Genomic DNA, 26,421 nt, shown 5'->3' with positions numbered 1-26,421 from the left:
AACAGGGCAGCCCTAATCAGGGGAAGCACAGACTGAAAGAGAGTCAGGCGACATGGCGGGACAAAAAATCCGCATCCGGCTGAAGTCATACGACCACGAGGTCATTGACGTTTCAGCACGGAAGATCGTTGAGACGGTCACGCGCGCAGGCGCAACGGTAGTGGGCCCCGTGCCGCTGCCTACGGAGAAGAACGTGTACTGCGTGATCCGCTCTCCGCACAAGTACAAGGACAGCCGCGAGCACTTTGAAATGCGCACGCACAAGCGTCTTATCGACATCATCGATCCCACGCCGAAGGCTGTTGACTCGCTTATGCGTCTCGACCTGCCGGCCGACGTGAACATCGAAATCAAGCTGTAGGGAGGTGCTGAGAGACTATGACCGCAACCCGTAACGTAAAGGGCCTGCTGGGCACGAAGCTCGGCATGACCCAGGTCTGGGACGAGAACAACAAGCTCATCCCCGTCACTGTGGTCCAGGCAGATTCGAACGTCATCACCCAGCTGCGCAACGCAGAAGCTGATGGCTACGTCGCCGTTCAGATCGGCTACGGCCAGATCGATCCCCGCAAGGTCACCAAGCCGCTGGCTGGTCACTTTGAAAAGGCAGGCGTCACGCCTCGCCGCCACGTCGTCGAACTCCGTACCGCAGATGCTGCTGAGTACGAGCTGGGCCAGGAGCTCTCCGTAGAGGTCTTCGAAGCCGGCCAGAAGATCGACGTCATCGGCACCACCAAGGGTAAGGGCTTCGCCGGTGTTATGAAGCGTCACGGCTTCCACGGCGTTGGAGCTTCCCACGGTGCCCACAAGAACCACCGTAAGCCCGGTTCAATCGGTGGCGCATCCACCCCGAGCCGCGTCTTCAAGGGCATGAAAATGGCCGGCCGCATGGGCGCCGTTCGTCACACCACGCTGAACCTCACGGTCCACGCGGTTGACGTCGAGAAGTCGCTGCTCCTTATCAAGGGTGCCGTCCCCGGCGCCCGCGGCCAGGTCGTCCTCGTACGCACCGCCGTGAAGGGAGCCTAGTTCAATGGCTAACACTGTCCAGGTTGACCTGCCTGCAGAGATCTTCGACGTACAGACCAACGTGCCGCTGCTGCACCAGGTTGTCGTTGCCCAGCTCGCTGCTGCTCGCCAGGGTACCCACAAGACCAAGACCCGCGCTGAAGTTTCCGGTGCAGGACGCAAGCCGTTCAAGCAGAAGGGCACCGGCCGCGCCCGTCAGGGTTCCATCCGTGCTCCGCACATGACCGGCGGTGGCATTGTCCACGGTCCCACCCCGCGTGACTACAGCCAGCGCACCCCCAAGAAGATGATTGCTGCCGCCCTGCGCGGTGCACTGTCTGACCGGGCACGCAACGGCCGTATCCACGTCGTCGCCGAGCTGGTAGAAGGCACCAAGCCCTCCGCCAAGGCTGCACTTGCAGCGCTGCGCGGTGTTTCCGACCGCAAGAACCTGCTGGTCGTCATCGAGCGCGCCAACGATGTTGCCGCACTGTCCGTGCGCAACCTCGCCGGTGTTCACGTTCTGTACGCAGACCAGCTGAACACCTACGACGTTCTCGTCTCCGATGACGTTGTCTTCACCAAGGCTGCCTACGACGCATTCGTTGCCGGCAAGGCAGTGGCAAAGAATGAGGAGGATGCCAAGTGAGTGCAGCCACCATCAAGGATCCCCGCGACGTCGTGCTTGCACCCGTCGTGTCGGAAAAGAGCTACGGCCTGATCGACGAGGGCAAGTACACCTTCCTGGTGGACCCCCGTTCGAACAAGACCGAGATCAAGCTGGCCGTGGAGAAAATCTTCTCCGTCAAGGTCGACTCGATCAACACCATCAACCGTGCCGGTAAGCGCAAGCGCACCAAATTCGGATGGGGTACCCGCAAGAACACCAAGCGTGCGATTGTCACCCTCAAAGAAGGCACCATCGACATCTTCGGCGGTCCGCTCTCGTAGCGGAGACCACTTTAACGAGGAAATAAATTATGGGAATCCGTAAATACAAGCCGACTACCCCGGGCCGTCGTGGCTCGAGCGTAGCGGACTTCACCGAAATCACGCGGTCGACGCCGGAAAAGTCGTTGGTACGTCCGCTGCCCAAAAAGGGTGGCCGTAACAACACCGGTAAGATCACCACCCGTCACAAGGGTGGCGGACACAAGCGCCAGTACCGTCTGATCGACTTCCGTCGTCACGACAAGGACGGCGTGGACGCCCGCGTTGCTGAAATTGAGTACGATCCGAACCGTACGGCTCGCATCGCCCTCCTGCATTATGTTGATGGCACCAAGCGTTACATCATCGCCCCGAACAAGCTGTCCCAGGGTGACTTCGTAGAGGCCGGCGCCAACGCTGACATCAAGCCTGGCAACAACCTGCCCCTGCGCAACATCCCCGTGGGTACTGTTATCCACGCAGTTGAACTGCGTCCGGGTGGCGGCGCCAAGATGGGCCGCTCCGCCGGCGCATCGATCCAGCTCGTTGCAAAGGAAGGCCGTTTCGCCCAGCTGCGTCTGCCTTCCGGCGAAATCCGCAACGTTGACGTGCGCTGCCGCGCAACCGTCGGCGAGGTCGGCAACGCCGAGCAGTCGAACATCAACTGGGGCAAGGCCGGCCGCATGCGCTGGAAGGGCGTCCGCCCGACCGTCCGTGGTGTCGCCATGAACCCGGTTGACCACCCGCACGGTGGTGGTGAGGGTAAGACGTCCGGTGGACGTAACCCCGTCAACCCCAACGGTCAGCGGGAAGGCCGCACCCGCCGCCCCAACAAAGAGAGCGACAAGCTTATTGTTCGTCGCCGTCGTACTGGCAAGAACAAGCGATAGGAGCCTGGACACATGCCACGCAGCCTGAAAAAAGGTCCTTTCGTCGACCAGCACCTCTTTGTGAAGGTAGCCAGGGAAAACGAAAAGGGCACCAAGAACGTCATCAAGACCTGGTCCCGCCGTTCGATGATCATCCCCGACATGCTCGGACACACGATCGCCGTACACGACGGACGCAAGCACATCCCGGTGTTTGTCACTGAGTCGATGGTCGGGCACAAGCTCGGCGAATTCGCTCCCACGCGGACATTCCGCGGCCATGTCAAGGACGACCGTAAGGGCAAGCGCCGCTAGGCGCCTGCACTTACGTCAAAGACGAGAGAAGGAAAGCAATGGAAGCCAAGGCAATTGCGCGCCACATCCGCGTAACGCCTATGAAGGCCCGGCGCGTCGTCAACCTTGTTCGTGGATTGCAAGCGAATGAGGCTCTGGCAATTCTGAAGTTTGCCCCCCAGGCAGCTTCAGAGCCGGTATTCAAGGTAGTACAGTCGGCAATCTCCAACGCCCGGGTCCTCGCGGACCGCGACGGCGTTGCGTTTGACGAAGGTGACCTCATCATCAGCGAAGCGTTTGTTGATGAAGGCCCGACCATGAAGCGGTTCCAGCCGCGTGCCCAGGGTCGCGCATTTCAGATCAAGAAGCGCACCAGCCACATCACCGTGGTAGTCGCTACCCCGGAGAAAGAGGAGGCTCGCTAAGTGGGACAGAAAGTAAACCCGCACGGGTTCCGACTCGGCATCACCACCGATCACGTATCGCACTGGTTCGCTGACAGCACCAAGGCCGGCCAGCGGTACAAGGACTTCGTTCGCGAAGACATCCGCATCCGCCAGCTCATGTCCACGGGCATGGAGCGCGCCGGTATCGCCAAGGTTGAGATCGAGCGCACCCGTGACCGCGTCCGCGTGGACATCCACACGGCCCGTCCCGGCATCGTCATCGGCCGCCGCGGAGCAGAAGCAGACCGCATCCGCGGCGAGCTCGAAAAGCTCACCGGCAAGCAGGTCCAGCTGAACATCCTCGAGGTCAAGAACCCCGAGATGGAGGCACAGCTTGTTGCCCAGGGCGTTGCTGAGCAGCTGACTTCACGTGTGGCATTCCGCCGTGCGATGAAGAAGGCCATGCAGTCCGCGCAGCGTGCAGGTGCCAAGGGCATCCGTATCGCCTGCTCGGGTCGACTGGGTGGCGCTGAAATGTCCCGCTCGGAGTTCTACCGCGAAGGCCGTGTGCCCCTGCACACCCTCCGTGCGAACATCGACTACGGCTTCTACGAAGCCAAGACCACCTTCGGCCGCATCGGTGTGAAGGTCTGGATCTACAAGGGTGACGTCACCGCCAAGGAACTGGCCCAGCAGGCCGCTTCCGCCCCGTCCCGCGGACGCTCCGGCGACCGTCCGGGCCGCCCGGGTGGCGCTGACCGTGGTGACCGCCGCCGTCGTAACGACCGCCCGGCCGCCGACGCAGCTCCTGCTGCAGAGGCTCCGGCAGCTGAGGCTGCACCTGCTGCAGCTGTAGAAGGAGGACAGGCTTAAATGCTTATCCCACGTCGAGTCAAGCACCGTAAGCAGCACCACCCGGGTCGTTCCGGCGCTGCTACGGGCGGCACCAAGGTCTCCTTCGGTGAGTACGGCATCCAGGCCCTGAGCCCGGCATACGTCACCAACCGTCAGATCGAGTCTGCCCGTATTGCGATGACCCGCCACATCAAGCGTGGCGGTAAGGTCTGGATCAACATCTACCCGGACCGTCCCCTGACCAAGAAGCCTGCCGAAACCCGCATGGGTTCCGGTAAGGGTTCACCGGAATGGTGGGTCGCAAACGTCAAGCCGGGCCGGGTTCTCTTCGAGATCTCCGGTGTCGAGGAATCGGTAGCCCGCGAGGCACTGCGCCTGGCAATCCACAAGCTCCCGTTGAAGGCACGCATTCTGCGTCGCGAAGGTGGTGAATAGAAATGGCAGTAGGATCCAAGGATCTGGCTCCCGCACAGCTGGACGGTTTCGACAACGAGCGTCTCGTTGAAGAACTCCGCAAGGCCAAGGAAGAGCTGTTCAACCTGCGTTTCCAGTCCGCCACCGGACAGCTGGAGAACCACGGTCGGCTGCGCGCGGTAAAGAAGGACATCGCCCGCATCTACACCGTTCTCCGTGAGCGCGAGCTGGGCATTCGTGCCGAGGTTGCCGCACCGGTTGTGGAAGCCAAGGAAGAAAAGAAGTCCAAGAAGGCAGCAACCAAGAAGGCCCCCAAGGCTGAAACGGTTGAGACCGAGGAGGATGCCAAGTGAGTGAAAAGGACGAGAACGTGACGGAAACTGCTACCGCAGCCACGGCTGAGCAGCGCGGTTACCGCAAGACGCGTCGCGGCTACGTGGTCTCTGACAAGATGGAAAAGACCATCGTTGTCCAGGTTGAGGACCGCGTGAAGCACGCCCTGTACGGCAAGGTCATCCGCCGTACCTCCAAGGTCAAGGCACACGATGAGAACAACACCGCCGGCATCGGCGACCTGGTTGTCATCGCCGAGACCCGCCCGCTGTCCGCCACCAAGAACTGGCGGCTCGTGGAAATCCTCGAGAAGGCCAAGTAGCACCTGCTGCTTCGGTATCCGGAAACCCCTGTTCCCTTTGGGAGCGGGGGTTTCCGCGTTAACCGGGGGAGTGCTCCGTCGTGGTGCCCGTCCTGGGGCCGTCACGCCGGGCACTTTTCCGGGGAGCGCACGACGGCGGCGCCGCTTCTTTGCGGGGGAGTGTCCCCTGTGGTGCGCCGAAAGGCTGCCGTGCGTGCCGCCGTCGTCCGCCCCCCGACGCTCTCTCACTTAACGTCGGCATTTCCCGATCGCTCTCTCACTTAACGTCGGCTTTTCCTGAACGCTCTTTCACTCTCCCGCGAGCGGCCATCGGGAGTGAGAGATGGTTTGCCCAAAAGGTGCTGGGAGTGAGAGGGGGCTGGCGGTGTTGCGGGGGAGCGCCGCCGGTGATATGGGGACTGGCCCGAACTGTGCTAGGATATTGAGTTTGTATGGCGCCTTTCGTGCGCCGTCATCAACCTCGTAAACAAGCGTGCCACGGCATAGTGCCCCCTTGCGCCCAGGACTGGTCCTGGACCGGATGGGAGCAACTGCTTCTGGCACGGGAGTTTAGGCCTGGTCTGGCAAAATCCAGGCAGGTCAAGAGACACCCCGATCAACCGTTCCGCAAGGCTCATTCCGTAGGAAGATTTTCGGTCTGAGAACCGGCGCGACGCAAGGAGTAAATAGTGATTCAGCAGGAGTCGCGACTCAAGGTCGCCGACAACACGGGTGCTAAGGAAATCCTTACCATTCGCGTTCTCGGTGGATCTGGCCGTCGCTACGCAGGCATCGGTGACGTCATTGTCGCCACCGTCAAGGATGCAATCCCGGGCGGCAACGTAAAGAAGGGCGATGTTGTCAAGGCAGTCATCGTCCGTACCAAGAAGGAACGCCGCCGTGCGGATGGTTCCTACATCAAGTTTGACGAGAACGCAGCTGTGATCCTGAAGGGCGACGGTGACCCCCGCGGTACCCGTATCTTCGGACCGGTTGGTCGTGAACTCCGTGACAAGAAGTTCATGAAGATCGTTTCTCTGGCTCCGGAGGTGCTCTAGTCCATGGCTTCTAAGATCAAGAAGGGTGACCTCGTTCAGGTCATCACTGGTGCCAAGGCTGAGCGCGGCGGCGACCGCGGCAAGCAGGGCAAGGTCCTGCGCGTGTTCACCGACACCAACCGCGTGTTGGTTGAAGGCGTCAACCGCGTAACCAAGCACACGAAGGTCGGTCAGTCGCAGCGCGGCACCAAGACCGGTGGCATCGAGGTTGTTGAAGCCCCGATCCACATCTCCAACGTGGCCCTGGTTGACCCGTCCACCAAGAAGCCCACCCGCGTTGGCTTCCGCACTGAAACCGTTGAGCGTAACGGCAAGCAGCGCGAAGTCCGCATCCGCGTGGCCAAGAGCTCAGGGAAGGACATCTAATGACTGAGACTCTCGAGACTCCGGCAACGAAGATCGTTCCTCGTCTGAAGACCAAGTACGCAGAATCCATCAAGAGCACGCTCATTGAGGAATTCAAGTACCAGAACGTCAACCAGGTTCCCCGCCTCGTGAAGGTCGTTGTGAACATGGGTGTTGGAGATGCCGCCAAGGACTCCAAGCTGATCGACGGCGCTGTCCGCGACCTCACCCAGATCACCGGCCAGAAGCCGCAGGTAACCAAGGCCCGCAAGTCGATCGCACAGTTCAAGCTGCGCGAAGGCATGCCCATCGGTGCACACGCTACCCTGCGTGGCGACCGCATGTGGGAATTCCTGGATCGTCTTGTCACCCTGGCACTGCCCCGTATCCGCGACTTCCGCGGACTCTCCGGCAAGCAGTTCGATGGCAACGGCAACTACACCTTCGGTCTGACCGAGCAGGTTATGTTCCACGAAATCGACCAGGACAAGATCGACCGCGTCCGCGGTATGGACATCACGGTTGTTACCACTGCCAAGACCGATGACGAAGGCCGCGCGCTGCTCAAGGCGCTTGGTTTCCCGTTCAAGGCCGAAGACTAATCTAACTACGTAAAAGGTCCGGCGGCATGGCTTCTGACTCCGGTCAGGAAAGCAGCACCGCGGAAACCGTTACGAGGAAGGGCACGAGCCCACCATGACAATGACAGATCCTGTCGCAGACATGCTTACGCGTCTGCGCAATGCAAACTCGGCATACCACGACACCGTGACCATGCCGTACAGCAAGCTCAAGGCACGCGTTGCCGACATCCTCAAGGCTGAAGGCTTCATTGCCGGCTGGAAGGAAGAGGACGCTGAGGTTGGCAAGAAGCTGACCATCGAGCTCAAGTTCGGACCGAACCGCGAGCGTTCAATCGCTGGTGTTCGCCGTATCTCCAAGCCGGGCCTGCGTGTTTACGCAAAGTCCACCAACCTGCCGCACGTGCTCGGTGGCCTGGGTGTCGCAATCCTGTCCACCTCTTCCGGCCTCCTGACTGACAAGCAGGCCGGCAAGAAGGGCGTGGGCGGCGAAGTCCTCGCGTACGTCTGGTAACGGGAAAGGAAGAGAATAATGTCACGTATTGGACGTCTCCCCATCACCGTTCCTGCCGGCGTTGAGGTCAAGGTTGACGGCTCTGTCGTCAGCGTCAAGGGCACCAAGGGCGAGCTGAACCACACTGTGGCCAGCCCGATCGAGGTCACCCTGGATGCAGACACCCTGACTGTCGCCCGCCCGAACGACGAGCGCGCCTCCCGTTCACTCCACGGCCTGACCCGCACTCTGATCTCCAACATGATCGAGGGCGTCACCAAGGGCTACGAGAAGAAGCTTGAAATCGTCGGTACCGGTTACCGCGTTCAGGCCAAGGGATCCGACCTGGAGTTCGCTCTTGGTTACAGCCACCCGGTCAGCGTCACCGCCCCGGACGGCATCACCTTTGCAGTTGAGACCCCGACCAAGCTCTCTGTTTCAGGTATCAACAAGCAGCAGGTCGGCGAGGTTGCTGCCAACATTCGCAAGCTGCGGAAGCCGGACCCCTACAAGGGCAAGGGCATCCGTTACGCCGGCGAAGTCATCCGCCGCAAGGTCGGAAAGGCTGGTAAGTAACCATGGCCATCTCAATTAACAAGAAGCGTACGAACAAGAGCAAGTCTGCTTCGCGCAGCCGCCGCCAGCTTCGTATCCGTAAGCGCATCTCCGGTACGGCTGTACGTCCGCGTCTGGTCGTCAACCGTTCCGCACGCCACGTATTCGTCCAGGTTGTCGATGACACCAAGGGCCTGACCGTAGCGAGCGCCTCCACTCTGGAAGCCGACCTTCGTGCATTCGACGGTGACAAGACCGCCAAGGCCAAGCGCGTTGGCGAACTGGTTGCCGAGCGTGCCAAGGCTGCCGGTATCGAAGCCGTTGTCTTCGACCGCGGTGGTAACAAGTACCACGGCCGGATCGCCGCCGTCGCTGACGGTGCACGTGAAGGTGGGCTGTCACTGTGACGGAAGCAAACAAGGAAAAGGACACTGTGTCTGCAGATCAGAAGGCTACTGAAGCCACAGCTGCCGCTGAGACCACTGCCCCCGCAGCTGCCGACGACCGCCGTGGCGGCGCTCGTCGCGGCGAGCGTGGCGACCGTGGCCAGGGCCGCGGCGACCGTGGTGGCCGTGGCGGCCGCGACGGCGGCCGTGAAGCCGAGAAGAGCCAGTTCGTAGAGCGCGTCGTCACCATCAACCGCGTTTCCAAGGTGGTCAAGGGTGGTCGTCGCTTCAGCTTCACCGCCCTGGTCGTCGTCGGTGACGGTAACGGCATGGTCGGCGTTGGCTACGGCAAGGCTAAGGAAGTTCCTGCCGCAATCGCGAAGGGCGTTGAAGAAGCTAAGAAGTCCTTCTTCCGCGTTCCCCGCGTTGGCAGCACCATCCCGCACCGCGTTCAGGGTGAGGCTGCTGCCGGCGTCGTAATGCTGCGTCCGGCATCCGCCGGTACCGGTGTTATCGCCGGTGGCCCGGTCCGTGCAGTACTGGAGTGCGTGGGCATCCACGACATCCTCTCCAAGTCGCTCGGTTCCTCGAACGCCATCAACATCGTTCACGCGACCGTTGATGCCCTGAAGCGCCTCGAAGAGCCGGCAGCAGTGGCAGCACGCCGCGGCCTGCCCCTCGACGAGATCGCTCCGGCGGCTCTGGTGAAGGCACTCCTGAACCCGAAGGCAGGTGCCTAGTTATGGCTAAGAACCTGGTTCCCTCCGACGTTCAGTTGGAGATCACTCAGATCAAGTCCGCCATTGGCGGCAAGCAGAACCAGCGCGACACCCTGCGGTCCCTCGGCCTGAAGCGTATCGGACAGACCGTTGTCCGCACCGCTGATGCCGTGACCGTGGGAATGCTCAACACGGTTCCGCACCTGGTAAAGGTAGAGGAGGCGAAGTAAATGGCAGAGAAGAAAACTGCTGACAAGGCACAGGCTGCTGAGAAGCAGAACGCCCTGAAGGTTCACCACCTGCGTCCCGCCCCGGGTGCCAAGACCGCCAAGACCCGTGTTGGTCGTGGTGAAGCATCCAAGGGTAAGACCGCTGGCCGTGGCACGAAGGGTACTGCAGCCCGCTACCAGATCAAGGCTGGCTTTGCCGGCGGCCAGCTGCCGCTGCACATGCGCCTGCCGAAGCTGCGCGGCTTCAAGAACCCGTTCCGGGTTGAGTTCCAGGTTGTAAACCTGGACAAGCTCAACGAGCTGTTCCCCGAAGGTGGCGCAGTCACCGTGGAGAACCTGGTCGAAAAGGGTGCCGTTCGCAAGAACCAGCCCGTCAAGGTGCTGGGCACCGGCGACATCACCGTCAAGGTAGACGTCACCGCCCACGCATTCTCGGCCAGCGCCGCTGAGAAGATTGCCGCAGCAGGCGGAAGCACCACCGCTCTCTAGAGCCGGTGGGCGCCAAGCCCGTTGTTGAACTCCCGGTCCTGGGGCTACCGCCCCGGGACCGGGAGTTTTTCCATCCGCCCGCCGTTTTTTCGCCGCCATCCGGCGCAGCGGCGCCACCGCGGATTGTTCGCAGGGCGCATACACCCGTTAGACTCGGTTGTCGGGATTTATAGATCCCCATCACACCACTCTTATTCACACCACAGGAGGACGCTTGCTTAGCGCATTTGGCCGGGCCTTTCGCACGCCTGATCTGCGACGCAAGTTGTTGTTCACGCTGGGAATCATCACCATTTTCCGCTTGGGTGCTTTCATTCCCTCGCCTGGTGTGAACTACCAGAATGTCCAGCAATGCTTGCAGAACGGTCAGACGGCAGAGGGGCTGTACCAGCTCGTTAACCTGTTCAGCGGCGGCGCGTTGCTCCAGGTGTCCATCTTCGCGCTGGGCATCATGCCGTACATCACGGCCAGCATCATCGTCCAGCTGCTCCGGGTGGTCATTCCCCGGTTCCAGCAGCTCTACGAAGAGGGCGCTTCGGGGCAGTCCAAACTGACCCAGTACACCCGCTACCTCACCATTGCGCTGGGCCTGCTCAACGCCACCACCCTGGTATCGCTTGCCCGTTCCGGGCAGCTGCTGCCGGGCTGTAACCTGCCGATCATTCCTGACAGCAGCGTTATCACCACCATCCTGCTCATCATCACCCTGACGGCCGGCACCGGCTTGATCATGTGGATGGGCGAGCTCGTGACGGAGAAGGGCGTGGGCAACGGTATGTCCCTACTCATCTTCACGTCCATCGCCGCCACGTTCCCCACCTCCCTGGGCGCCATCTGGAGCTCGCAGGGTCCCGGAACCTTCTTCATTGTCCTCGCGGTCGGCCTGCTCACCGTGGCACTGGTTGTCTTCGTTGAGCAGTCGCAGCGCAGGGTCCCGGTGCAGTACGCCAAGCGGATGATTGGCCGCCGCACCGTGGGCGGCACCAGCACCTACATCCCCATCAAGGTGAACATGGCCGGTGTTATCCCGGTGATCTTCGCTTCCTCAATGCTCTACCTCCCGGGCCTGATTGCGCAGTTCAACCAGCCCAGGCAGGGCGAGCAGCTCCAGCCGTGGGTCGAATGGATCAACAACAACCTGGTCCGCGGCGACCAGCCGATCTATATGGTGCTGTACTTCGCCATGATCGTGTTCTTTACCTACTTCTATGTCGCGATCACCTTCAACCCTGAAGAGGTCTCGGACAACATGAAGAAGTACGGCGGCTTCATCCCGGGTATCCGCGCGGGCAAGCCGACCGCTGACTATCTGCAGTACGTGCTCTCCAGGATCACCCTTCCCGGAGCCCTGTACCTGGGCTTCGTGGCGCTGATCCCGCTGGTTGCACTGGTGCTGATCAACGCAAACCAGAACTTCCCGTTCGGTGGCACCTCGATCCTGATCATGGTGGGCGTTGGCCTGGAGACCGTCAAGCAGATTGATGCGCAGCTACAACAACGTCACTACGAAGGGCTTTTGCGATGACGAGAATGCTGATTATTGGACCTCCCGGTTCCGGAAAAGGAACGCAGGCGGAGCGGATTTCAGAGCGCCTCGGCGTTGTGGCGATCTCCACCGGCGACATCTTCCGCGCCAACGTGAAGGGCGAGACGCCGCTTGGCATCGAGGCCAAGAAGTACATGGACAACGGCGACTTCGTTCCGGACAGCGTCACCAACAAGATGGTGCGGGACCGGCTCAGCGAGTCCGACGTCGAAACCGGCTTCCTGCTGGACGGCTACCCCCGCACCACCGCCCAGGTGGACTACCTGGACGAGATCCTCGCCAAGGGTGAGGAAAAGCTCGACGTCGTCCTGCAGCTGACTGCCGACGATGAGGAGCTGGTCCACCGCCTGCTCGGCCGGGCCAAGGAAACGGGCCGGAGCGACGACAACGAAGCCGTCATCCGCCACCGCCTTGACCTCTACCACGAGCAGACCGAAGCCGTGGTGGCGAAGTATGCCGAACGCGGCATCCTGACCCAGGTTGACGGTATCGGCGGCATCGACGAAGTCACCGACCGCGTCATGCAGGCCATCAAGGCGGCACAGGCAGCCTGATCCAGGCGAACGTATTCCGAGGCTCCTCCCGGCAACCGGGAGGAGCCTCAGCCATTTGAAAGAAGGAACCCCATGGCCTTTGGCCAGCCCCGCATCGAATACAAGACCAACGCCCAGATGCGCACCATGCACGAGGCAGGACTGGTCCTGAGCCGTGCACTGGACGCAGCCGTCGCCGCAGCAGTGCCCGGAGCCACCACCAAGCACCTCGACGACGTCTTTGCCGCTGTCCTGAGCGAAGCGGGCGCAAAGTCCAACTTCCTTGGCTACCACGGCTTTCCGGCCACCATCTGCACCTCGGTCAACGAGGAAGTGGTCCACGGCATCCCGGGCAGCCGGGTCCTCAACGACGGGGACATCATCTCGATCGACGGCGGCGCGATCGTGGACGGCTGGCACTCCGATTCAGCGAGGACCGTTATTGTAGGCACGGCCGACCCGGAGGACCAGCGACTCTCGGACGTGACGCGCGCGGCGATGTGGCACGGCATTGCCGCGCTGGCCACCGGAAAGCACGTGGGCGACATAGGGGCTGCAATCGACGACTACGTCTCGTCCGTTCCCGGCAAACCGCTCGGGATCCTCGAGGACTATGTGGGCCACGGCATCGGTTCCGAAATGCATATGGCCCCCGACGTGCTGAACTACCGCACCACCCACCGTGGCCCCAAGATCAAGCCGGGACTGTGCCTGGCGATCGAGCCCATGCTGGTCCGCGGCGGCATCGAAACCGCGGTCCTGGAAGACGACTGGACCGTGGTCACCACCGACGGCAAGCGGTCCTGCCAGTGGGAGCACTCCGTTGCGGTCCACGAGAAGGGCATCTGGGTGCTGTCAGCGCCCGACGGCGGCGCGGAGCACCTGGTGCCTCTGGGCGTGACGCCAGTACCCGTCCCGTAGCCCCGGGCCCACGGACCTCCAGTCCGTGGACTGCCAGCCCACGCAGAAGCGCCGGCTGCCGTTGTCATCCCAACCACGGCAGCCGGCGCTTCTTCCTTAAGGAGACACTCAGCCGAGCTTCGGCTTGACGTCCTTTTCGTAAATGCCCTCCAGCGTTTTCTTCAGGCTGGTCATGGTGGACTTCACGTCCGCCTGCTGGGTGAGGATGGCCGCGGCGGCCTTGGCCAGTTCCTGGTCGGCGCCCGGGAGGAACACCCGGGCATTGTCCTGGACCCGCGTCACGGCCAGCTGGTCCACGGCGGTCTGGATCTGTGGGGTCTGGGCCAGGACCGCTTTCATGTCCGCCGACTCGCGGGTGGGCATGTAGCCGGTGGCAGCCGAGAAGGCTGCGCTGTTTTCCGGCTCGGTCATGAACTTCAGGAACGTGCCGGCCGCCAGCTGCTCCTCCTTGGTGATGCCGCTGGGGATGCCCAGTCCGGCGCCGCCGGTGGGGCAGACGTTGGTCTCGGCCTTCGGTCCGCCGGGCAGGAAGCCCACGCCCACGTTGAACGGTGCGGACTTCAGCACGCCCAGGAGGGACCCGGTGGAGGAGATCGTGGAAGAGGTCAGCCCGGCGGAGAAGTCGTCGGCAGCTTCCTTGGAGGAGACGCCGGCCCAGCCGTTCTTGTAGATCGAGTCCTGGGCCCACTGCAGCGCCTCAATGGATTCGGGCGAATCGCAGGTGATCTCCCACTCCTTGGACCAGGAGCCGCCCCAGCCCCACAGGTTGTTTTGCAGGGTCCAGCCCGCGTAGCCCGCCAACGCCGGGTAGATGTAGGCATACTGCGCGCCTGAGCTGGCCTTCAGCTTGGGCGCCCACTCGCCGAACTCCTGCCAGGTCTTGGGTGCCCGGTCCGGCAGCCCGGCGGCCTGGAAGTGGTCCTTGTTGTAGTAGAACAGGGGAGTTGAGCGCCCGTAGGGCAGGGCCCATTGCTTGTCCTTGTACTTGTAGTCGTCCACGAGTGACTTCCGGAAATCGTCCAGCTTGATGTCCAGCTGCTTCACGAGGGCGTCCACCGGGATGATGCTGCCGTTGGTGAAGTAGCGGAACCACCACACATCGGAGAGGACCACGACGCCCGGGAGGCCCGATTTGGCCGCCTGCGAGGTCTGGAACTTCTGCGCGATTTCCTCGTAGTTCGCGCCGGCCGTGACCAGGTTGACCCGGATGTCCGGGAACTTGGCGTGGAACTTCTCGATAATGGCCTTTTCGACGTCCTGCGACTTGCCGGGGTGGTTTGACCAGAAATCGATTTTCGCGGCCGGCTTCACTCCACTGAAGTCGAGTTCCGCCGCTTCGCTGGCCACGGGGGTGCCGCTCGTTGACGGGCCGCCGCAGGCTGCCAGGGCAGCGGCCGACGCCGTGACCCCGGCGAGTCCCAGGAAGTGCCTCCGATCGAGGTGCTGTGTCATTGCAGGTCCTTTCGTTGGGTACCACATTGAGGAGTTGGGTGCTTCTTCTGTGATGAACGACGGCGGCACGGGCTTACCCGGTGACGCTGCCCTGGGTGAGCCCGGCGACGATGTAACGCTGGAGGGCTGCGAAGACGATCAGGATGGGGACGATCACCAGGACGGCACCGGCCATGAGGATGCCCCAACCGGAGGCGTTGCTCTCGGAGTTCTGGAGCAGCGTCAGGCCCACCGGCAGGGTCATGGTGTCGGGACGGTCCGTGATGATCAGCGGCCAGATGTACTCGTTCCACTCGCTGACGATGGTCACCAGCGCCACCGTGGCGATGGAGGGAACGGAGATGGGAACCACGATGCGCCACAGCCGTCGCCAGTGGCCTGCGCCATCGATTTCCGCGGACTCGAGGATGGAGTTGGGCAGGGTGAGGAAGTGCTGCCGCAGGAGGAAGGTGCCGAAGGCGGTTCCGAGGCCCGGCAGGATGATGCCCCACAGGGTGTTTTTCCCGCCCATCCCCGAAATCAGGATGTAGTTGGGCAGGATGGACACTTGGGGCGGCACCATCAGGGCCACCAGGATGAGCATGAAAATGACGTTCTTGAACGGGAACCGGACGAACACCAGGGCATAGGCCGTGAGGATGGCAAGGACCACCTTGACGCTGGCGCCCGCGGCCGTGACGATCGCGCTGTTAAGGAAGAACTGGCCGAAGGGCACGGTGGTCATGGCGATCTGGTAGTTCTGCAGGTTGAGGCCTTCCGGCAGGATCTCCAGATCCATGGTGATGATTTCACCGGGCTGCTTGAACGAGCTGAGCACCATCCACAGCAGCGGCAGGAACACCACCAGGGTTGCCAGGATCAGGGGGACGTACCCGCCCAGGACGGCCTGCACCAGGTTCCGCCGGGAGAATGGCCGGTCCCGCGGGATCACGGGGTCCGGGGCCTGCGTGGGCGGGGCTGTGGGGTCCGGGTTGACCGGTGACAGGGAGCTCACGAGTAGTGCACCTTCCGTTCCACGAACCGAAGTTGGAACACGGTGATCACCAGGAGGATCGCGAACAGGATCACCGAGATGGCCGCGGAATAGCCGGCCCGGTTGAAGGCGCCGAAGGCCTGGAGGTAGGCCTCGTAGATCAGGGTGCTGGTGCCGGTTCCCAGCGGCGTCATGATCCTGATCAGGTCAAAGGCCTGCAGTGAACTGAGCAAGCTGGTGATCAGCAGGAAGAACGTGGTGGGGGACAGGAGCGGCAGGGACATGGTGATGAACCGCCGGAATCCGTTGGCGCCGTCCAGGGAGGCTGCCTCCATGACATCCTGCGGCAGGGACTGGAGCCCTGCCAGGTACACCACCGCGCAGTACCCCAGGTTTTTCCAGACGTACACCAGGATGACCATGACCAGGGAAAGCTGGGGGTCGTTGATCCACTGCGGGCTTTGCTGGCCGATGCCCCGGAGCAGCCAGGCGAGGACGCCGTAGCCGGGATCGAAGATGAAGAGCCACACCAGGCCCACGCCGACGCCGGACAGGACGTAGGGGGCGAACACCGCCGAGCGGGCGAACGTGGTTCCCCGGACTTTCGCATTCAGCGCCAGGGCGATGAGCAGTCCCAGGATCATGGATCCACCCACGGTGACCACCGTGAAGATCGCCGTGGTGCCCAGTACCTTGGAGGCGTCGTCGCTGGTGAAGAAGGTGACGTAGTTGTTGATGCCCACCACCGTGGCTGACGGTGACCCCAGGGTCCAGTCCAGCGTGGAGTAGTAGATGTTGCTGACCAGCGGCCGGTACGTGAAGACGGCGATCAGCACCAGGTTGGGCAGAGCGAGGGCAAGGAACACGAAAAAGTCCCGCCGGGTTCTCTGCGTCCAGCGCCGGCGTTTTGGGGCGGCGGCCGGTCCGGGCTTCGTGGGCTTGGTGGACGGATGGGGTGCGAGTTGACGGGTCATGCGGTCTCTCACGGGATTCGTGCCTGCTCGTGGCCGGCCGTGGTCGGGGGAGTCTAGCCATTACTTCACCACATGGTCAGTAGGCAGAAAGCCGCAAGTGTCCTCGCCAAAGGACTGTTATCCGAGGCTTCGTTGCCCGTTAACGCTGTGTTGCCTGCAGTCTTGCACAAAGTTTGTTTGAAAGGCAGGGACCCGCCCGTATTCATCCGTTTGCTGGTCAAAAGGGCAGAATGGGTGCCATGGGAGCAATCACTGACGTGCCGGGAGTCCGGGTGGGGCACCAGCAGAAGTCCGGTGACGGCTGGCTGACTGGCGTCACGGTTGTCCTGCCGCCACCGGGGACCTGCGGGTCCGTGGATGTCCAGGGCGGCGGACCTGCCACCCATGAAACAGATGCCTTGGATCCCACCACGCTCGTGAGCGCCGTGGACGCCGTTGTCCTCACCGGAGGCAGCGCCTACGGCCTTGCCTCCGCCGCCGGTGCCCAGCGCTGGTGCGAGGAGAACGGCCGCGGGTTCGCCGTGCCCGGGGGAGTGGTTCCTATCGTGCCGGCAGCCGCAATCTTCGACCTCGGCAGGGGCGGGGACTTCTCGGCACGTCCGACGGCGGACATGGGGTACGCGGCAACCGCCGCCGCTGCGGCGCAAACGGAAGGGCACGACGTCGGACGCGGCAACGTGGGTGCCGGCACCGGCGCCGTCATGGCCCGCACGTACAAGGGCGGCGTCGGGACTGCCTCTGTGACGCTGGAGAACGGCGTGGTGGTAGGGGCGATCGCAGTCGTCAATGCTCTCGGACTGCCATTGACTCCGCCGGGAAATCGCGAACCCTCCGCGCGCTCGGTCGTTCCGCCCCACGAGCCCCCTAACCTCGCAAGCTCGGCCAGGGAACCCGGCTCGCGTGGGCCCACCTTAGACGCGCGCTTCCGGGTTCCCGATTCCCCTTCAGGGGGTGCGGCCCCGCCACCCCTCAATACCACCCTTGTTGTGGTGGCTACCAATGCTGTCCTTGATGTGGCCGAGTGCAAGCGGACTGCAGCTGCATCACATGCTGGTATTGCGAGGGCTCTGAATCCTTCGCACACGTTGGCTGACGGAGACACGGTTTTCTGTCTGTCTACCCAGGCCGTGGCACTCGACCGCTCGGACGAAGCCGCCCGGCAGATCAGCCTTATTACCCTCCAGAGTGCGGCAGCCGACGTCGTACGTTCGGCCATCCTTGACGGCGTGGCCAGCGCGGAAGCCGTCAGCACTCCGGCCGGTGATTATGGTGTGTTTGGCGCCCGGTAGGTTACCATTGCCGATTTAACTTTTTCAGCGATACAGAGTAGTGTTGTTTGTTGGTTGTCTGGACTGCCACGCCCTTTTGGGTCTGGAGCCGGCAATCGATCCAACCAAAACGTTCGTGGCCATGTCCGGTGCAATCCGGCGGGGCTGCGGCAACAACAGTTAGCGGAGGGTATGGCCAAGAAGGACGGGGTCATTGAGATCGAAGGCGTTGTGACCGAGGCGCTGCCTAACGCGATGTTTCGCGTTGAGCTCACCAACAAGCACATCGTTCTGGCACACATCTCTGGAAAGATGCGTCAGCACTACATCCGAATCCTCCCTGAGGACCGCGTAGTGGTGGAGCTGAGCCCGTACGACCTCACCCGTGGTCGTATCGTCTACCGCTACAAGTAAATTGCTGGGCGGCTCCAGTGCGAGCTGGCTGCCGCTCCAGTTGACCAACTGTTACACGCAAAGGAATGCCATGAAGGTCAAGCCGAGCGTCAAGCAGATCTGCGAAAAGTGCAAAGTGATCCGCCGTAATGGCCGGGTCATGGTGATCTGCGAGAACCCGCGCCACAAGCAGCGCCAGGGCTAATTCCCTTCATCGGGAAATCCTGGGTTGCTAACCCACGCAAGTAAATAAAGGCAGCACAAGCTGATCTGGAACATTTAGCTCGAAAGAGTCCGGACAGCTAACCCCCGGTCGGAGGCTGGGGCCGCACGGAACGTGCGGGTGTACTGCCTACGACCTCCGGTTTATTCAAGGAGTACTGCCACTATGGCTCGTCTCGCTGGCGTAGACATTCCCCGCGAAAAGCGGCTGGAAATTGCGCTTACTTACATCTACGGCGTGGGCAAGACCCGTGCACACGAAACCCTGGCTGCCACTGGCATCAGCGCCGACGTTCGCGTCAAGGACCTGACTGATGCACAGCTGGTTGAGCTGCGTGACTACATTGAAGGCAACTACAAGGTTGAGGGTGACCTTCGCCGCGAAGTAGCAGCAGATATCCGCCGCAAGGTTGAAATCGGCAGCTACGAAGGCCTGCGCCACCGCAAGGGCCTGCCCGTACGCGGACAGCGTACGAAGACCAACGCCCGTACCCGCAAGGGCCCGAAGCGCACCGTCGCCGGCAAGAAGAAGGCCCGTTAAAATCCCGCTCGGGATTAACGGACTTTTCCCCAATAACTTTCTGTAGGAGAAATAATGCCCCCGAAGACTCGTGGCGCGGTTCGCAAGCCGCGTAAGAAGGACAAGAAGAATATCGCGCTTGGCCAGGCGCACATCAAGAGCACGTTCAACAACACCATCGTTTCCATCACGGATCCGAGCGGCGCTGTTATCTCTTGGGCCTCCTCAGGTGAGGTTGGCTTCAAGGGCTCGCGTAAGTCCACCCCGTTCGCAGCCCAGATGGCTGCCGAAGCTGCTGCCAAGCGTGCCCAGGAGCACGGCATGCGCAAGGTTGACGTTTTCGTCAAGGGACCGGGTTCCGGACGCGAGACCGCGATCCGTTCGCTGCAGGCCGCAGGCCTCGAGGTTGGCTCCATCCAGGACGTCACCCCCGCTGCGCACAACGGCTGCCGCCCGCCGAAGCGCCGCCGCGTCTAAGGCTTCCGACGCCGCATGAGCTTGCCCGGACCGTTGATGGTCCGGGCAAGCCCAGCGCGTTAAGTCTTCAGACCGAATTTCCACCACCTGTGTTGCGTCATATAGCGGATGCTCGCCGAAAGGAAACCTAAGTGCTCATTGCACAGCGCCCCACCCTCTCCGAAGAGGTAGTCTCCGAAAACCGTTCGCGTTTCATCATTGAACCGCTGGAACCGGGCTTCGGCTACACCCTCGGAAACTCCCTCCGCCGTACCCTGCTCTCCTCCATCCCCGGTGCTGCTGTAACCAGCATCCGGATCGATGGCGTGCTGCACGAGTTCACCACGGTTCCGGGTGTCAAGGAAGATGTCACTGAGATCATCCTGAACATCAAGAGCCTCTCGGTTTCCTCCGAGCACGATGAGCCGGTTGTTGCGTACCTGCGCAAGCAGGGACCCGGAGTCGTCACCGCCGCGGACATCGCTCCGCCGGCCGGCGTCGAATTCCACAACCCGGATCTGCACATCGCCACGCTGAACTCGAAGGGCAAGTTCGAACTCGAACTGACCATCGAGCGCGGCCGCGGCTACGTTTCGGCAGCTCAGAACAAGTCCGGCGACGCAGAGATCGGCCGTATCCCGGTCGACTCCATCTACTCGCCGGTGCTGAAGGTTACTTTCCGCGTGGAAGCAACCCGTGTTGAGCAGCGCACCGACTTCGACAAGCTGATTGTCGACGTCGAGACCAAGCAGGCCATCGCCCCGCGCGATGCCGTCGCTTCCGCAGGCACCACCCTGGTGGAACTGTTCGGTCTGGCCCGTGAGCTGAACACCGCAGCTGAAGGTATCGAGATCGGCCCGTCGCCCACCGACGCTGCCCTGGCAGCCGACATGGCACTGCCGATCGAGGATCTGGACCTCACCGTCCGTTCCTACAACTGCCTCAAGCGTGAGGGCATCCACACCGTGGGTGAACTCGTTGCCCGCTCCGAGGCTGACCTGATGGACATCCGCAACTTCGGTGCCAAGTCCATTGACGAGGTCAAGGCAAAGCTGGTTGAACTGGGCCTGTCCCTCAAGGACTCGCCTCCCGGTTTTGACCTCGCAGCACGCGCCGCAGCAATCGAAGAGGACGACGCCGCCTTCGGCGACGACGAACTCTAAACCAGACCTTGGCCGGCGGGCAGGCACCATGGTGTGCACAGCCCACGGCTTCCATTTGAGGAGAAACAATTATGCCTACCCCCACTAAGGGTCCGCGCCTCGGAGGCGGCCCGGCTCACGAGCGCCTCATGCTCGCGAACCTGGCAGCATCCCTGTTCGAGCACAAGCGGATCACCACCACGGTGACCAAGGCCAAGCGCCTGAAGCCGTACGCAGAGCGCCTGGTCACCTTCGCCAAGCGTGGCGACCTCGCTTCCCGCCGCCGGGTCCTCGGCCTGATCAGCAACAAGGGCGTCGTCCACGAGCTGTTCACCGACATCGCCCAGGCAGTGGAGAACCGCGACGGCGGCTACACCCGCATCACCAAGATCGGCAACCGCAAGGGCGACAACGCTCCCATGGCTGTCATCGAGCTGGTTCTTGAGCCGGTTTCCGCCAAGCAGGCCGTTGTAGCCGAGGCTACTTCCGCTGCGAAGCGCGACGCCGACAAGAAGGAAGCCGCTGCTGCTCCCGTTGCAGAAGAGGCTCCCGAGGCTGAGGCCGCTGAGGCTCCCGCCGCTGAAGAAGCTGCTGAGGCACCTGCCGCTGAAGAAGCTGCAACCGAAGAGGCTCCGGCCGCCGAGGAAGCACCCGAGGCTCCCGCAGCCGAGGAAAAGGACGCGAAGTAATTCGCTGATGTTCTTCGCATAGACTTGGGTCTATGAACGACCAAAAACCCGCGGCCCCCGTATTGGGGGGCGGCGGGTTTTTGCGTGTCCGGCTTGATGTGTCGTACGACGGCGGCCCCTTCAGCGGGTGGGCGCTGCAGCCGGGCCGGAAGACCGTCCAGGGCGTCCTGGAGGAAGCCCTGCACCTGCTGGTCCGGCGCCCTGTCCGCGTGACCGTGGCCGGGCGCACGGACGCCGGCGTTCACGCCCGCGGGCAGGTGGTCCACCTGGACCTGACGGAAGCCGAGTGGCAGGGATTGCCGCGGGGGCACGAACTCGATCCCGCCGTCGCCATGCTGCGCCGCGTCCGGGGTGCCTTGAGCCGGATCCTCGGCGACCTGACAGGCGCCGTTGAGGTGCACCGGATTTCGCTGGCGCCCGCGGGCTTTGACGCCCGCTTCTCCGCCCTCTGGCGCCGGTACAGCTACCGAATCGCGGACGGGCCCGCCCTGTGGGACCCGCTGGAACGCTACTTCACCCTTTGGCACAAGAACCCGCTGGACGTTGTGCTGCTCAACGAGGGCGCGTCCAAGCTGCTGGGGCTCCAGAACTTCCTGTCCTTCTGCAAGCCCCGGGAGGGCGCCACCACCATCCGTGAGCTGCAGCGTTTTGAGTTTGCGCGGGGGGAGGACGGCGTCATTGTTGCCACGGTGCAGGCCGACGCGTTCTGCCACAACATGGTCCGGGCCCTGATCGGGTCTGCGCTGTACGTGGGGGAGGGCGTCGAGGAACCCGGCTGGCTGCACGAGCGGCTCCTGGCGAAAAAGCGGGACGCTAAGTCGGTCCTCGCCGCGCCGCACCCGCTGGTGCTGGAAGAGGTCGCCTACCCGTCCGACGACGAGTTGCTGGCCCGGGCAGAGCTGACCAGGGCGCTGCGCGAAAACTAGAACGACGGCGGAGGGCCGTCCGCGGGCAGGGTCACCGTGAACGTGCTGCCCTTTCCCTGGCCGCTCTCGCAGCTGATGGTCCCGCCGTGTCCCTCCACGATCATCTTGGTGATGGAAAGTCCCAGCCCGGCCCCCGAGATTGAAGCGCGCTGGGCGGATTCCGAGCGGAAGAAGCGTTTGAACACCCGGGCGCTGTCCTCCCGGGACATTCCCATTCCGGTATCGCTGACGCTGAGCTGGACCCAGTCCTTGCCCGCGCGGGCGCTGATGCTCACCGTGCCGCCGTCGGGGGAGTACTTGATGGCGTTGGACACCAGGTTGTCCAGCGCCTGGCCGATCCGGAGCGGATCCGCGTAGGCCCACAGGGGCGAGGGCACGTCCGCGCTGAGCCGAATGTGGGCCCGCTCTGCCTGCGCCTGCGCCGACCCCAGGCTCGTCTCCACCAGGCTGGCGAGGTCCGTCCTTTTCGGATGCACATTCAGGGCAGTCGACGCCGACGCCGTCAGGTCCGCCACGAGGGCCAGCAGCCGTTCCGCGTTCCGCTGGACCACCCGCAGGCGGTGGGCCACCTGCGTCGGCAGGGCGCCGGCGTCGTCCAGCACGAGGTCTATGTTGCCGATGATGGAGTTGAGTGGCGTCTTGAACTCGTGGGACACATTCGAGACGAGCTCCTGGTTCGCGGCCAGCGCCTCCACCCAGCCGGTGACGTCGGTGTACACCACTACCGCGCCGTTGAAGCTGCCGTCCTCGCCCACCAGGGGCCTGGCGGCCGTGGACACGGCGCGCTGGTCCGCTCCCTCTCCGGCCCAGACCAGGTAGTCCGCGAAGGACTCCCCGGCGATGGCCCGGCTGATCGGGCGTTTCCCGGGCGGCAGCAGGGTGCGCCGGTCCTGCCCGAAGATCAGTTGGTGGCCCTGTCCCGGCAGGGCGTCGTCCGCGCCCGTTGCCTGGCGGAAATGCCGCTGCCGGTTGTTGGATACCAGCAGCTGCCCGGAACGGTCGACGGCGGCAATGCCCACGTCTGTGGCGTCCAGGACCGTCTGGAGAAGCTTTTCCCGCTCCCGGCTTTCGTGCAGCAGCGTCCGCAGTTCCCTGTCCTTCTGCGCCAGTTCCTGCTGCTGGAGCCGAAGGTGCACGCTGGCGAAGCGGATGGCGAGGGAGACGGACAGCATCATGAGGGGGAAGAGGATCACGGTGGTGATGTCTGAGGCGGTCAGAGCGGGGAAACGGCCGGCCAGTGACGGGACCATGATGAGCATGGTGCCGAAGAAACTCAGGACCAGGCTGCTCCGGGCCAGCATGCCCGAGGCCGAGAGCCAGATCACCGGGAAGACCGCCAGGACTGCCAGTCCCGGGAGCAGCGGCGCGGCGCCGTTCCGGAGCAGCCCGATGGCCAGGAAATCCAGGATCGGGACCAGCAGGTAGGGCCGGTGGGCCAGGCGTTCCCAGGGCACCAGGAGGCAGCCGAGGAACAGTGCGCCGTGAAGGAGGATGCCGGACAGGTAGACGGGGCTGTGCAGCAGGGTTGGCCAGGCGAAGGGAGTGGCCACGGCCAGCGCCGCCACGATCAACGTCAGCGGCAGTTGGCACAGGGCCACCTGCGCCCGTGGTCCGAGGCCACGGAAGAAGCGGGCAGGTCCGCGCTGGAACAGGTGCTCAGCCACCGGTTGGATTCGGGTCCCGCGGCCTGGACCGGACAGCCGGTCCGCGCGTGCGCTCGAATTCCTGCTGGCCACTCTTTGGCACATCCTTTCGTCGCATAATCCACATGTCTTGTCATAGTAATTGACTTTCCAGAATGACTGCTGAAAAGGATGTGATCAGCCGGGCTTACTAGTAGCGTATAAATGGTTGGAGCGGGTATGGCATTGGCGCTGGGCTGATGGGGGGCCATGTCCGCCTGGCACAGGGATATCAATGGATGAACTTGGTGTGGCTGTAGTAATTGAAGACGATGCCGACGTACGCAACCTCCTTGAGGGAGTGCTGACCCAGGCAGGATTCGAAGTGCATACAGCGGTGGACGGACGTGCCGGCGTGGAAGTGGTCCGCAGCAAGCAGGCCAACGTCGTCACGCTGGATATCGGGCTTCCGGACATTGACGGGTTTGAAGTGTTGCGGCGGATCCGCCACTTCAGCAACGCCTACGTGGTGATGCTGACCGGCCGGACAGAGGAGCCGGACCTGTTGTCTGCGCTTAACGCCGGAGCTGACGATTACATCGCCAAACCTTTCCGGCCCAGGGAGCTGCGGGCGCGGGTGGCCGCCATGATGCGGCGGCCGAGGCATGAGATCAACGGCCAGAGGCCCGCGCCGGCATGGGGAGTACCTGCCACGGCGGCCGCAGCGCCGGGGAGCCACGATTCGGCCGTCCTGCAGCATAACGGCCTGACCCTGAACCACCGCACCCGGACAGTGGAGATCAAAGGCGAACCGCTCGGGCTGACCCGCAGCGAATTCGACCTGCTCCACGTGCTGCTAAGGGGCGGCGGTGCGGTGTGCACCCGGGCTGACCTGGTGCGGGCGGTGCGCGGCGAGTTCTACGAGCATGACACGTACATCAGCGAAGCGGACGAGCGCGCCGTCGAAGTCCATGTGGGGAACCTGCGCCGCAAGCTCAAGGAGGACCAGCTGTCCCCGCGCTGGCTCCAGACGGTCCGCGGCGTGGGCTACCGGCTGGCCCCCAGCAGGCCATTCGAGGACTAGGCGGGGTCAGTCGTTTTCCAGGATGTAGGTGGCCTGGAGTTCGGTGACCGTCTGCCCGCCGTCCTGGGCCACGCGTTCCATAAGCGCCCGGCCCTGGCCGAAGTCGCCCAGGCGGATCACGGACTCCAGCAGTTCCGCGAGTTTCGCCAGCCGCAGGCCGCCCACCATGGCGGACGTGATCTTGAGGCTGATGACGGCGTCCAGGGCGGAGGCTCTGTCCTGTCCGTCCACCGCTGCAGCCAGCCGGGCGTAGCGCTGGTCCCACATGGCGGCGTAGTCGCGGGCGAACCGCTGGGCGAGGCCGGAGCCGGCCAGCTCGTCCTCCAGCTCTTCGAGGACGGCTGCGTCAACGAGCGGCAAGAGACCGGCCGCTTCCTGTGGCAGCGCAGTCCCGGCGGCTGAAGAGATCCCTGGCTGCAGGGAGCCCGCAGCGGCGGCCTCGCGGCTGGTGCCGGGATCTTGACTGTGCATTGTTCAAGGCTACTTCCTGAAATTCTTCCGTTGTCCTATTTCGGGGGATCCTGTGGAAACCTTGAGCGATCTTTCAGCCGGGACTGCGTTGGCTTTACTGTCCGCTGAAAGTCACCACGGTATTAATGACGGCCGGTCCAAGAATGGCGATAAAGAGAACCGGGAATATGAAGAAAAGCAGCGGAAACAGGATCATCACCGGGAGTTTCATCGCCTTCTCCTCGGCCCGCTGGCGCCGCTTTACCCGCATCACCTTGGCCTGCACCCGCAGAACCCGGCTGATGGCAATGCCGTAGGTGTCCGCCTGGACCACAGCCTGCACAAAGCTGCGCAGCTCCGGAATGCTGGTCCGTTCGGCCAGGGCGGTATAGGACTCACGCCGGCTGCGGCCCACCTGCATGTCCTGCAGGGTCCGGACCAGTTCTTCAGCCAGCGGCCCCTTGCCGTTTTCCCCTGCACGGGCCATGGCGCCTTCGAAGCCGAGTCCCGCTTCCACGGAAATCAGCATCTGGTCCAGGGTGTTGGCCAGTTCCAGCTGCATGACCTTCTGGCGTTCCTGCCCCTTGCTGTAGAGCAGGAGGTCCGGGATGAAGTAGCCCAGGAACAGGACAAAGAGGCCGGCGAGCTTCATCAGCGGTGTGCTTCCGATGGCCGTCAGGTAGATGCCCACCGTGATGCCCGCCAGGCCTATCGCCAGCTTGGAGCCGAGGACCTTGCCCAGCGGCATTGAGGCCGGCCGGCCGGCGAGGGCAAGCAGCCGGTCAAGGAAGGCGACATACGCGGGGGGAGTGAGGCGCCTGCCGACGCCTTCAAGCATTCCGGGTTTGCCGGTGGCTGCGACAGTGACCGTCGCGGCGCCGCGGGCCAGGAGCTCGGTGGCTGCCAGGCGGCCCTGCTTGTCCACCGTCAGGACGGACCATGCCAGCCCGGCCAGGGGGACGCAGACCAGCAGGATGGAGAGAAGAACTGTCAGGTTCATGGCG

The 26,421-nt window shown here is 63.2% G+C and carries 38 protein-coding genes; 32 read left to right on the top strand and 6 right to left on the bottom strand.

What is annotated here, in order from left to right; all coding sequences use genetic code 11:
• Nucleotides 1-52: 52 nt before the first annotated feature.
• The 23 genes from rpsJ to map all read left to right on the top strand — a co-directional run bounded on the left by rpsJ (nt 53) and on the right by map (nt 13,246).
• Nucleotides 53-361 carry a 30S ribosomal protein S10 gene (gene rpsJ / locus HTS88_RS06855; protein WP_003803825.1) on the top strand — a complete coding sequence of 103 codons (309 nt, stop codon included), beginning with the start codon at nt 53-55 and terminating at the stop codon, nt 359-361.
• A 17-nt stretch (nt 362-378) separates the two neighbouring features.
• On the top strand, nt 379-1,029 hold the full coding sequence (gene rplC, locus HTS88_RS06850; RefSeq protein WP_013601833.1) for a 50S ribosomal protein L3: 651 nt from the start codon (nt 379-381) through the stop codon (nt 1,027-1,029).
• A 4-nt stretch (nt 1,030-1,033) separates the two neighbouring features.
• Nucleotides 1,034-1,657 carry a 50S ribosomal protein L4 gene (gene rplD, locus HTS88_RS06845; RefSeq protein WP_174176734.1) on the top strand — a complete coding sequence of 208 codons (624 nt, stop codon included), beginning with the start codon at nt 1,034-1,036 and terminating at the stop codon, nt 1,655-1,657.
• Nucleotides 1,654-1,959: a 50S ribosomal protein L23 gene (gene rplW, locus HTS88_RS06840; RefSeq protein ID WP_102975110.1), complete on the top strand. Its 306-nt coding sequence runs from the start codon at nt 1,654-1,656 to the stop codon at nt 1,957-1,959. Before rplD ends, rplW begins: the two co-directional genes overlap by 4 nt.
• A gap of 29 nt (nt 1,960-1,988) precedes the next feature.
• A complete protein-coding gene (rplB, locus tag HTS88_RS06835) occupies nt 1,989-2,828 on the top strand; it encodes a 50S ribosomal protein L2 (protein ID WP_066277871.1) in 840 nt (279 codons plus the stop codon).
• 12 nt (nt 2,829-2,840) lie between these two features.
• Nucleotides 2,841-3,122, top strand: a complete 282-nt coding sequence (rpsS, locus tag HTS88_RS06830; protein ID WP_003803803.1) for a 30S ribosomal protein S19 — start codon at nt 2,841-2,843, stop codon at nt 3,120-3,122.
• Between the two features lie 38 nt (nt 3,123-3,160).
• On the top strand, nt 3,161-3,526 hold the full coding sequence (gene rplV / locus HTS88_RS06825; protein WP_009358304.1) for a 50S ribosomal protein L22: 366 nt from the start codon (nt 3,161-3,163) through the stop codon (nt 3,524-3,526).
• Nucleotides 3,527-4,360, top strand: coding sequence for a 30S ribosomal protein S3 (gene rpsC, locus HTS88_RS06820; protein ID WP_013601830.1), 834 nt, complete (start codon nt 3,527-3,529; stop codon nt 4,358-4,360).
• On the top strand, nt 4,361-4,777 hold the full coding sequence (rplP, locus tag HTS88_RS06815) for a 50S ribosomal protein L16 (protein ID WP_013601829.1): 417 nt from the start codon (nt 4,361-4,363) through the stop codon (nt 4,775-4,777).
• A 2-nt stretch (nt 4,778-4,779) separates the two neighbouring features.
• Nucleotides 4,780-5,109, top strand: a complete 330-nt coding sequence (gene rpmC, locus HTS88_RS22345) for a 50S ribosomal protein L29 (RefSeq protein ID WP_102975107.1) — start codon at nt 4,780-4,782, stop codon at nt 5,107-5,109.
• On the top strand, nt 5,106-5,411 hold the full coding sequence (rpsQ, locus tag HTS88_RS06805) for a 30S ribosomal protein S17 (RefSeq protein WP_013601827.1): 306 nt from the start codon (nt 5,106-5,108) through the stop codon (nt 5,409-5,411). Before rpmC ends, rpsQ begins: the two co-directional genes overlap by 4 nt.
• 668 nt (nt 5,412-6,079) lie before the next feature.
• Nucleotides 6,080-6,448, top strand: a complete 369-nt coding sequence (gene rplN / locus HTS88_RS06800; protein ID WP_009358299.1) for a 50S ribosomal protein L14 — start codon at nt 6,080-6,082, stop codon at nt 6,446-6,448.
• Nucleotides 6,449-6,451: 3 nt separating this feature from the next.
• On the top strand, nt 6,452-6,814 hold the full coding sequence (gene rplX, locus HTS88_RS06795; RefSeq protein WP_102975106.1) for a 50S ribosomal protein L24: 363 nt from the start codon (nt 6,452-6,454) through the stop codon (nt 6,812-6,814).
• Nucleotides 6,814-7,395 carry a 50S ribosomal protein L5 gene (gene rplE, locus HTS88_RS06790; RefSeq protein WP_102975105.1) on the top strand — a complete coding sequence of 194 codons (582 nt, stop codon included), beginning with the start codon at nt 6,814-6,816 and terminating at the stop codon, nt 7,393-7,395. Before rplX ends, rplE begins: the two co-directional genes overlap by 1 nt.
• Before the next feature lie 94 nt (nt 7,396-7,489).
• A complete protein-coding gene (gene rpsH, locus HTS88_RS06785; RefSeq protein ID WP_041652213.1) occupies nt 7,490-7,888 on the top strand; it encodes a 30S ribosomal protein S8 in 399 nt (132 codons plus the stop codon).
• Between the two features lie 18 nt (nt 7,889-7,906).
• Nucleotides 7,907-8,443 carry a 50S ribosomal protein L6 gene (gene rplF / locus HTS88_RS06780; protein WP_104184331.1) on the top strand — a complete coding sequence of 179 codons (537 nt, stop codon included), beginning with the start codon at nt 7,907-7,909 and terminating at the stop codon, nt 8,441-8,443.
• A gap of 2 nt (nt 8,444-8,445) precedes the next feature.
• Entirely contained in the window at nt 8,446-8,829 is a 384-nt protein-coding gene (gene rplR / locus HTS88_RS06775; RefSeq protein ID WP_079596676.1) for a 50S ribosomal protein L18, read from the top strand.
• The gene (gene rpsE, locus HTS88_RS06770; protein ID WP_174176732.1) at nt 8,826-9,548 is read left to right on the top strand and encodes a 30S ribosomal protein S5; all 723 of its coding nucleotides are present in this window, start codon (nt 8,826-8,828) and stop codon (nt 9,546-9,548) included. The genes rplR and rpsE overlap by 4 nt, the downstream gene beginning before the upstream one ends.
• A gap of 2 nt (nt 9,549-9,550) precedes the next feature.
• Nucleotides 9,551-9,757 (top strand): 50S ribosomal protein L30, encoded by a 207-nt coding sequence (rpmD, locus tag HTS88_RS06765; protein ID WP_174176730.1) that lies wholly within the window; start codon nt 9,551-9,553, stop codon nt 9,755-9,757.
• Complete coding sequence (gene rplO, locus HTS88_RS06760; protein WP_174176728.1) at nt 9,758-10,246, top strand: 50S ribosomal protein L15; 489 nt, start codon at nt 9,758-9,760, stop codon at nt 10,244-10,246.
• Between the two features lie 214 nt (nt 10,247-10,460).
• Nucleotides 10,461-11,771: a preprotein translocase subunit SecY gene (secY, locus tag HTS88_RS06755; protein WP_174176726.1), complete on the top strand. Its 1,311-nt coding sequence runs from the start codon at nt 10,461-10,463 to the stop codon at nt 11,769-11,771.
• 5 nt (nt 11,772-11,776) lie between these two features.
• Nucleotides 11,777-12,346: an adenylate kinase gene (locus HTS88_RS06750; RefSeq protein ID WP_174176874.1), complete on the top strand. Its 570-nt coding sequence runs from the start codon at nt 11,777-11,779 to the stop codon at nt 12,344-12,346.
• A 72-nt stretch (nt 12,347-12,418) separates the two neighbouring features.
• Entirely contained in the window at nt 12,419-13,246 is an 828-nt protein-coding gene (map, locus tag HTS88_RS06745; RefSeq protein WP_174176724.1) for a type I methionyl aminopeptidase, read from the top strand.
• A gap of 108 nt (nt 13,247-13,354) precedes the next feature.
• Here the strand turns inward: map and HTS88_RS06740 are convergent, their stop codons facing one another.
• The 3 genes from HTS88_RS06740 to HTS88_RS06730 all read right to left on the bottom strand — a co-directional run bounded on the left by HTS88_RS06740 (nt 13,355) and on the right by HTS88_RS06730 (nt 16,645).
• Nucleotides 13,355-14,698 (bottom strand): ABC transporter substrate-binding protein, encoded by a 1,344-nt coding sequence (locus HTS88_RS06740; RefSeq protein WP_174176722.1) that lies wholly within the window; start codon nt 14,696-14,698, stop codon nt 13,355-13,357.
• A 73-nt stretch (nt 14,699-14,771) separates the two neighbouring features.
• Nucleotides 14,772-15,692 carry a carbohydrate ABC transporter permease gene (locus HTS88_RS06735; RefSeq protein WP_174176720.1) on the bottom strand — a complete coding sequence of 307 codons (921 nt, stop codon included), beginning with the start codon at nt 15,690-15,692 and terminating at the stop codon, nt 14,772-14,774.
• Nucleotides 15,689-16,645 (bottom strand): carbohydrate ABC transporter permease, encoded by a 957-nt coding sequence (locus tag HTS88_RS06730; RefSeq protein ID WP_181037972.1) that lies wholly within the window; start codon nt 16,643-16,645, stop codon nt 15,689-15,691. Before HTS88_RS06730 ends, HTS88_RS06735 begins: the two co-directional genes overlap by 4 nt.
• A 239-nt stretch (nt 16,646-16,884) precedes the next feature.
• On the opposite strand from HTS88_RS06730, the gene HTS88_RS06725 reads away from it, so the two are divergent.
• From HTS88_RS06725 to HTS88_RS06690, 8 genes are all read left to right on the top strand, one after another.
• On the top strand, nt 16,885-17,934 hold the full coding sequence (locus HTS88_RS06725; protein ID WP_174176719.1) for a P1 family peptidase: 1,050 nt from the start codon (nt 16,885-16,887) through the stop codon (nt 17,932-17,934).
• Nucleotides 17,935-18,105: 171 nt separating this feature from the next.
• Nucleotides 18,106-18,327 (top strand): translation initiation factor IF-1, encoded by a 222-nt coding sequence (gene infA, locus HTS88_RS06720; protein ID WP_009358723.1) that lies wholly within the window; start codon nt 18,106-18,108, stop codon nt 18,325-18,327.
• Nucleotides 18,328-18,397: 70 nt separating this feature from the next.
• Nucleotides 18,398-18,511: a 50S ribosomal protein L36 gene (rpmJ, locus tag HTS88_RS06715; protein WP_009358722.1), complete on the top strand. Its 114-nt coding sequence runs from the start codon at nt 18,398-18,400 to the stop codon at nt 18,509-18,511.
• A gap of 183 nt (nt 18,512-18,694) precedes the next feature.
• On the top strand, nt 18,695-19,069 hold the full coding sequence (gene rpsM / locus HTS88_RS06710; protein ID WP_003803743.1) for a 30S ribosomal protein S13: 375 nt from the start codon (nt 18,695-18,697) through the stop codon (nt 19,067-19,069).
• A 54-nt stretch (nt 19,070-19,123) separates the two neighbouring features.
• Nucleotides 19,124-19,525, top strand: coding sequence for a 30S ribosomal protein S11 (gene rpsK / locus HTS88_RS06705; protein WP_018760435.1), 402 nt, complete (start codon nt 19,124-19,126; stop codon nt 19,523-19,525).
• A gap of 131 nt (nt 19,526-19,656) precedes the next feature.
• The gene (locus HTS88_RS06700; RefSeq protein WP_013601812.1) at nt 19,657-20,667 is read left to right on the top strand and encodes a DNA-directed RNA polymerase subunit alpha; all 1,011 of its coding nucleotides are present in this window, start codon (nt 19,657-19,659) and stop codon (nt 20,665-20,667) included.
• 71 nt (nt 20,668-20,738) lie between these two features.
• On the top strand, nt 20,739-21,335 hold the full coding sequence (rplQ, locus tag HTS88_RS06695; protein WP_174176716.1) for a 50S ribosomal protein L17: 597 nt from the start codon (nt 20,739-20,741) through the stop codon (nt 21,333-21,335).
• Between the two features lie 32 nt (nt 21,336-21,367).
• A complete protein-coding gene (locus HTS88_RS06690; protein WP_174176714.1) occupies nt 21,368-22,261 on the top strand; it encodes a tRNA pseudouridine synthase A in 894 nt (297 codons plus the stop codon).
• On the opposite strand, the gene HTS88_RS06685 is transcribed toward HTS88_RS06690, so the two are convergent.
• Complete coding sequence (locus HTS88_RS06685) at nt 22,258-23,925, bottom strand: ATP-binding protein (protein WP_174176712.1); 1,668 nt, start codon at nt 23,923-23,925, stop codon at nt 22,258-22,260. The genes HTS88_RS06690 and HTS88_RS06685 overlap by 4 nt on opposite strands.
• A 253-nt stretch (nt 23,926-24,178) precedes the next feature.
• Here HTS88_RS06685 and HTS88_RS06680 point away from each other — a divergent pair, with 253 nt between their 5' ends.
• Nucleotides 24,179-24,967, top strand: coding sequence for a response regulator transcription factor (locus tag HTS88_RS06680; RefSeq protein ID WP_174176710.1), 789 nt, complete (start codon nt 24,179-24,181; stop codon nt 24,965-24,967).
• Nucleotides 24,968-24,973: 6 nt separating this feature from the next.
• Here HTS88_RS06680 and HTS88_RS06675 read toward each other — a convergent pair whose 3' ends face one another.
• Nucleotides 24,974-25,438, bottom strand: a complete 465-nt coding sequence (locus HTS88_RS06675) for an Hpt domain-containing protein (RefSeq protein ID WP_174176708.1) — start codon at nt 25,436-25,438, stop codon at nt 24,974-24,976.
• Between the two features lie 94 nt (nt 25,439-25,532).
• Nucleotides 25,533-26,417: a type II secretion system F family protein gene (locus HTS88_RS06670; RefSeq protein ID WP_174176706.1), complete on the bottom strand. Its 885-nt coding sequence runs from the start codon at nt 26,415-26,417 to the stop codon at nt 25,533-25,535.
• Nucleotides 26,418-26,421 lie beyond the last annotated feature (4 nt).

The organism is Pseudarthrobacter oxydans, assembly GCF_013314975.1.
GTDB classification, from domain to species: Bacteria; Actinomycetota; Actinomycetes; order Actinomycetales; family Micrococcaceae; genus Arthrobacter; species Arthrobacter oxydans.
Note: the sequence above shows the minus strand (reverse complement) of the source record. Positions and strands in the feature narration are given on the sequence as shown.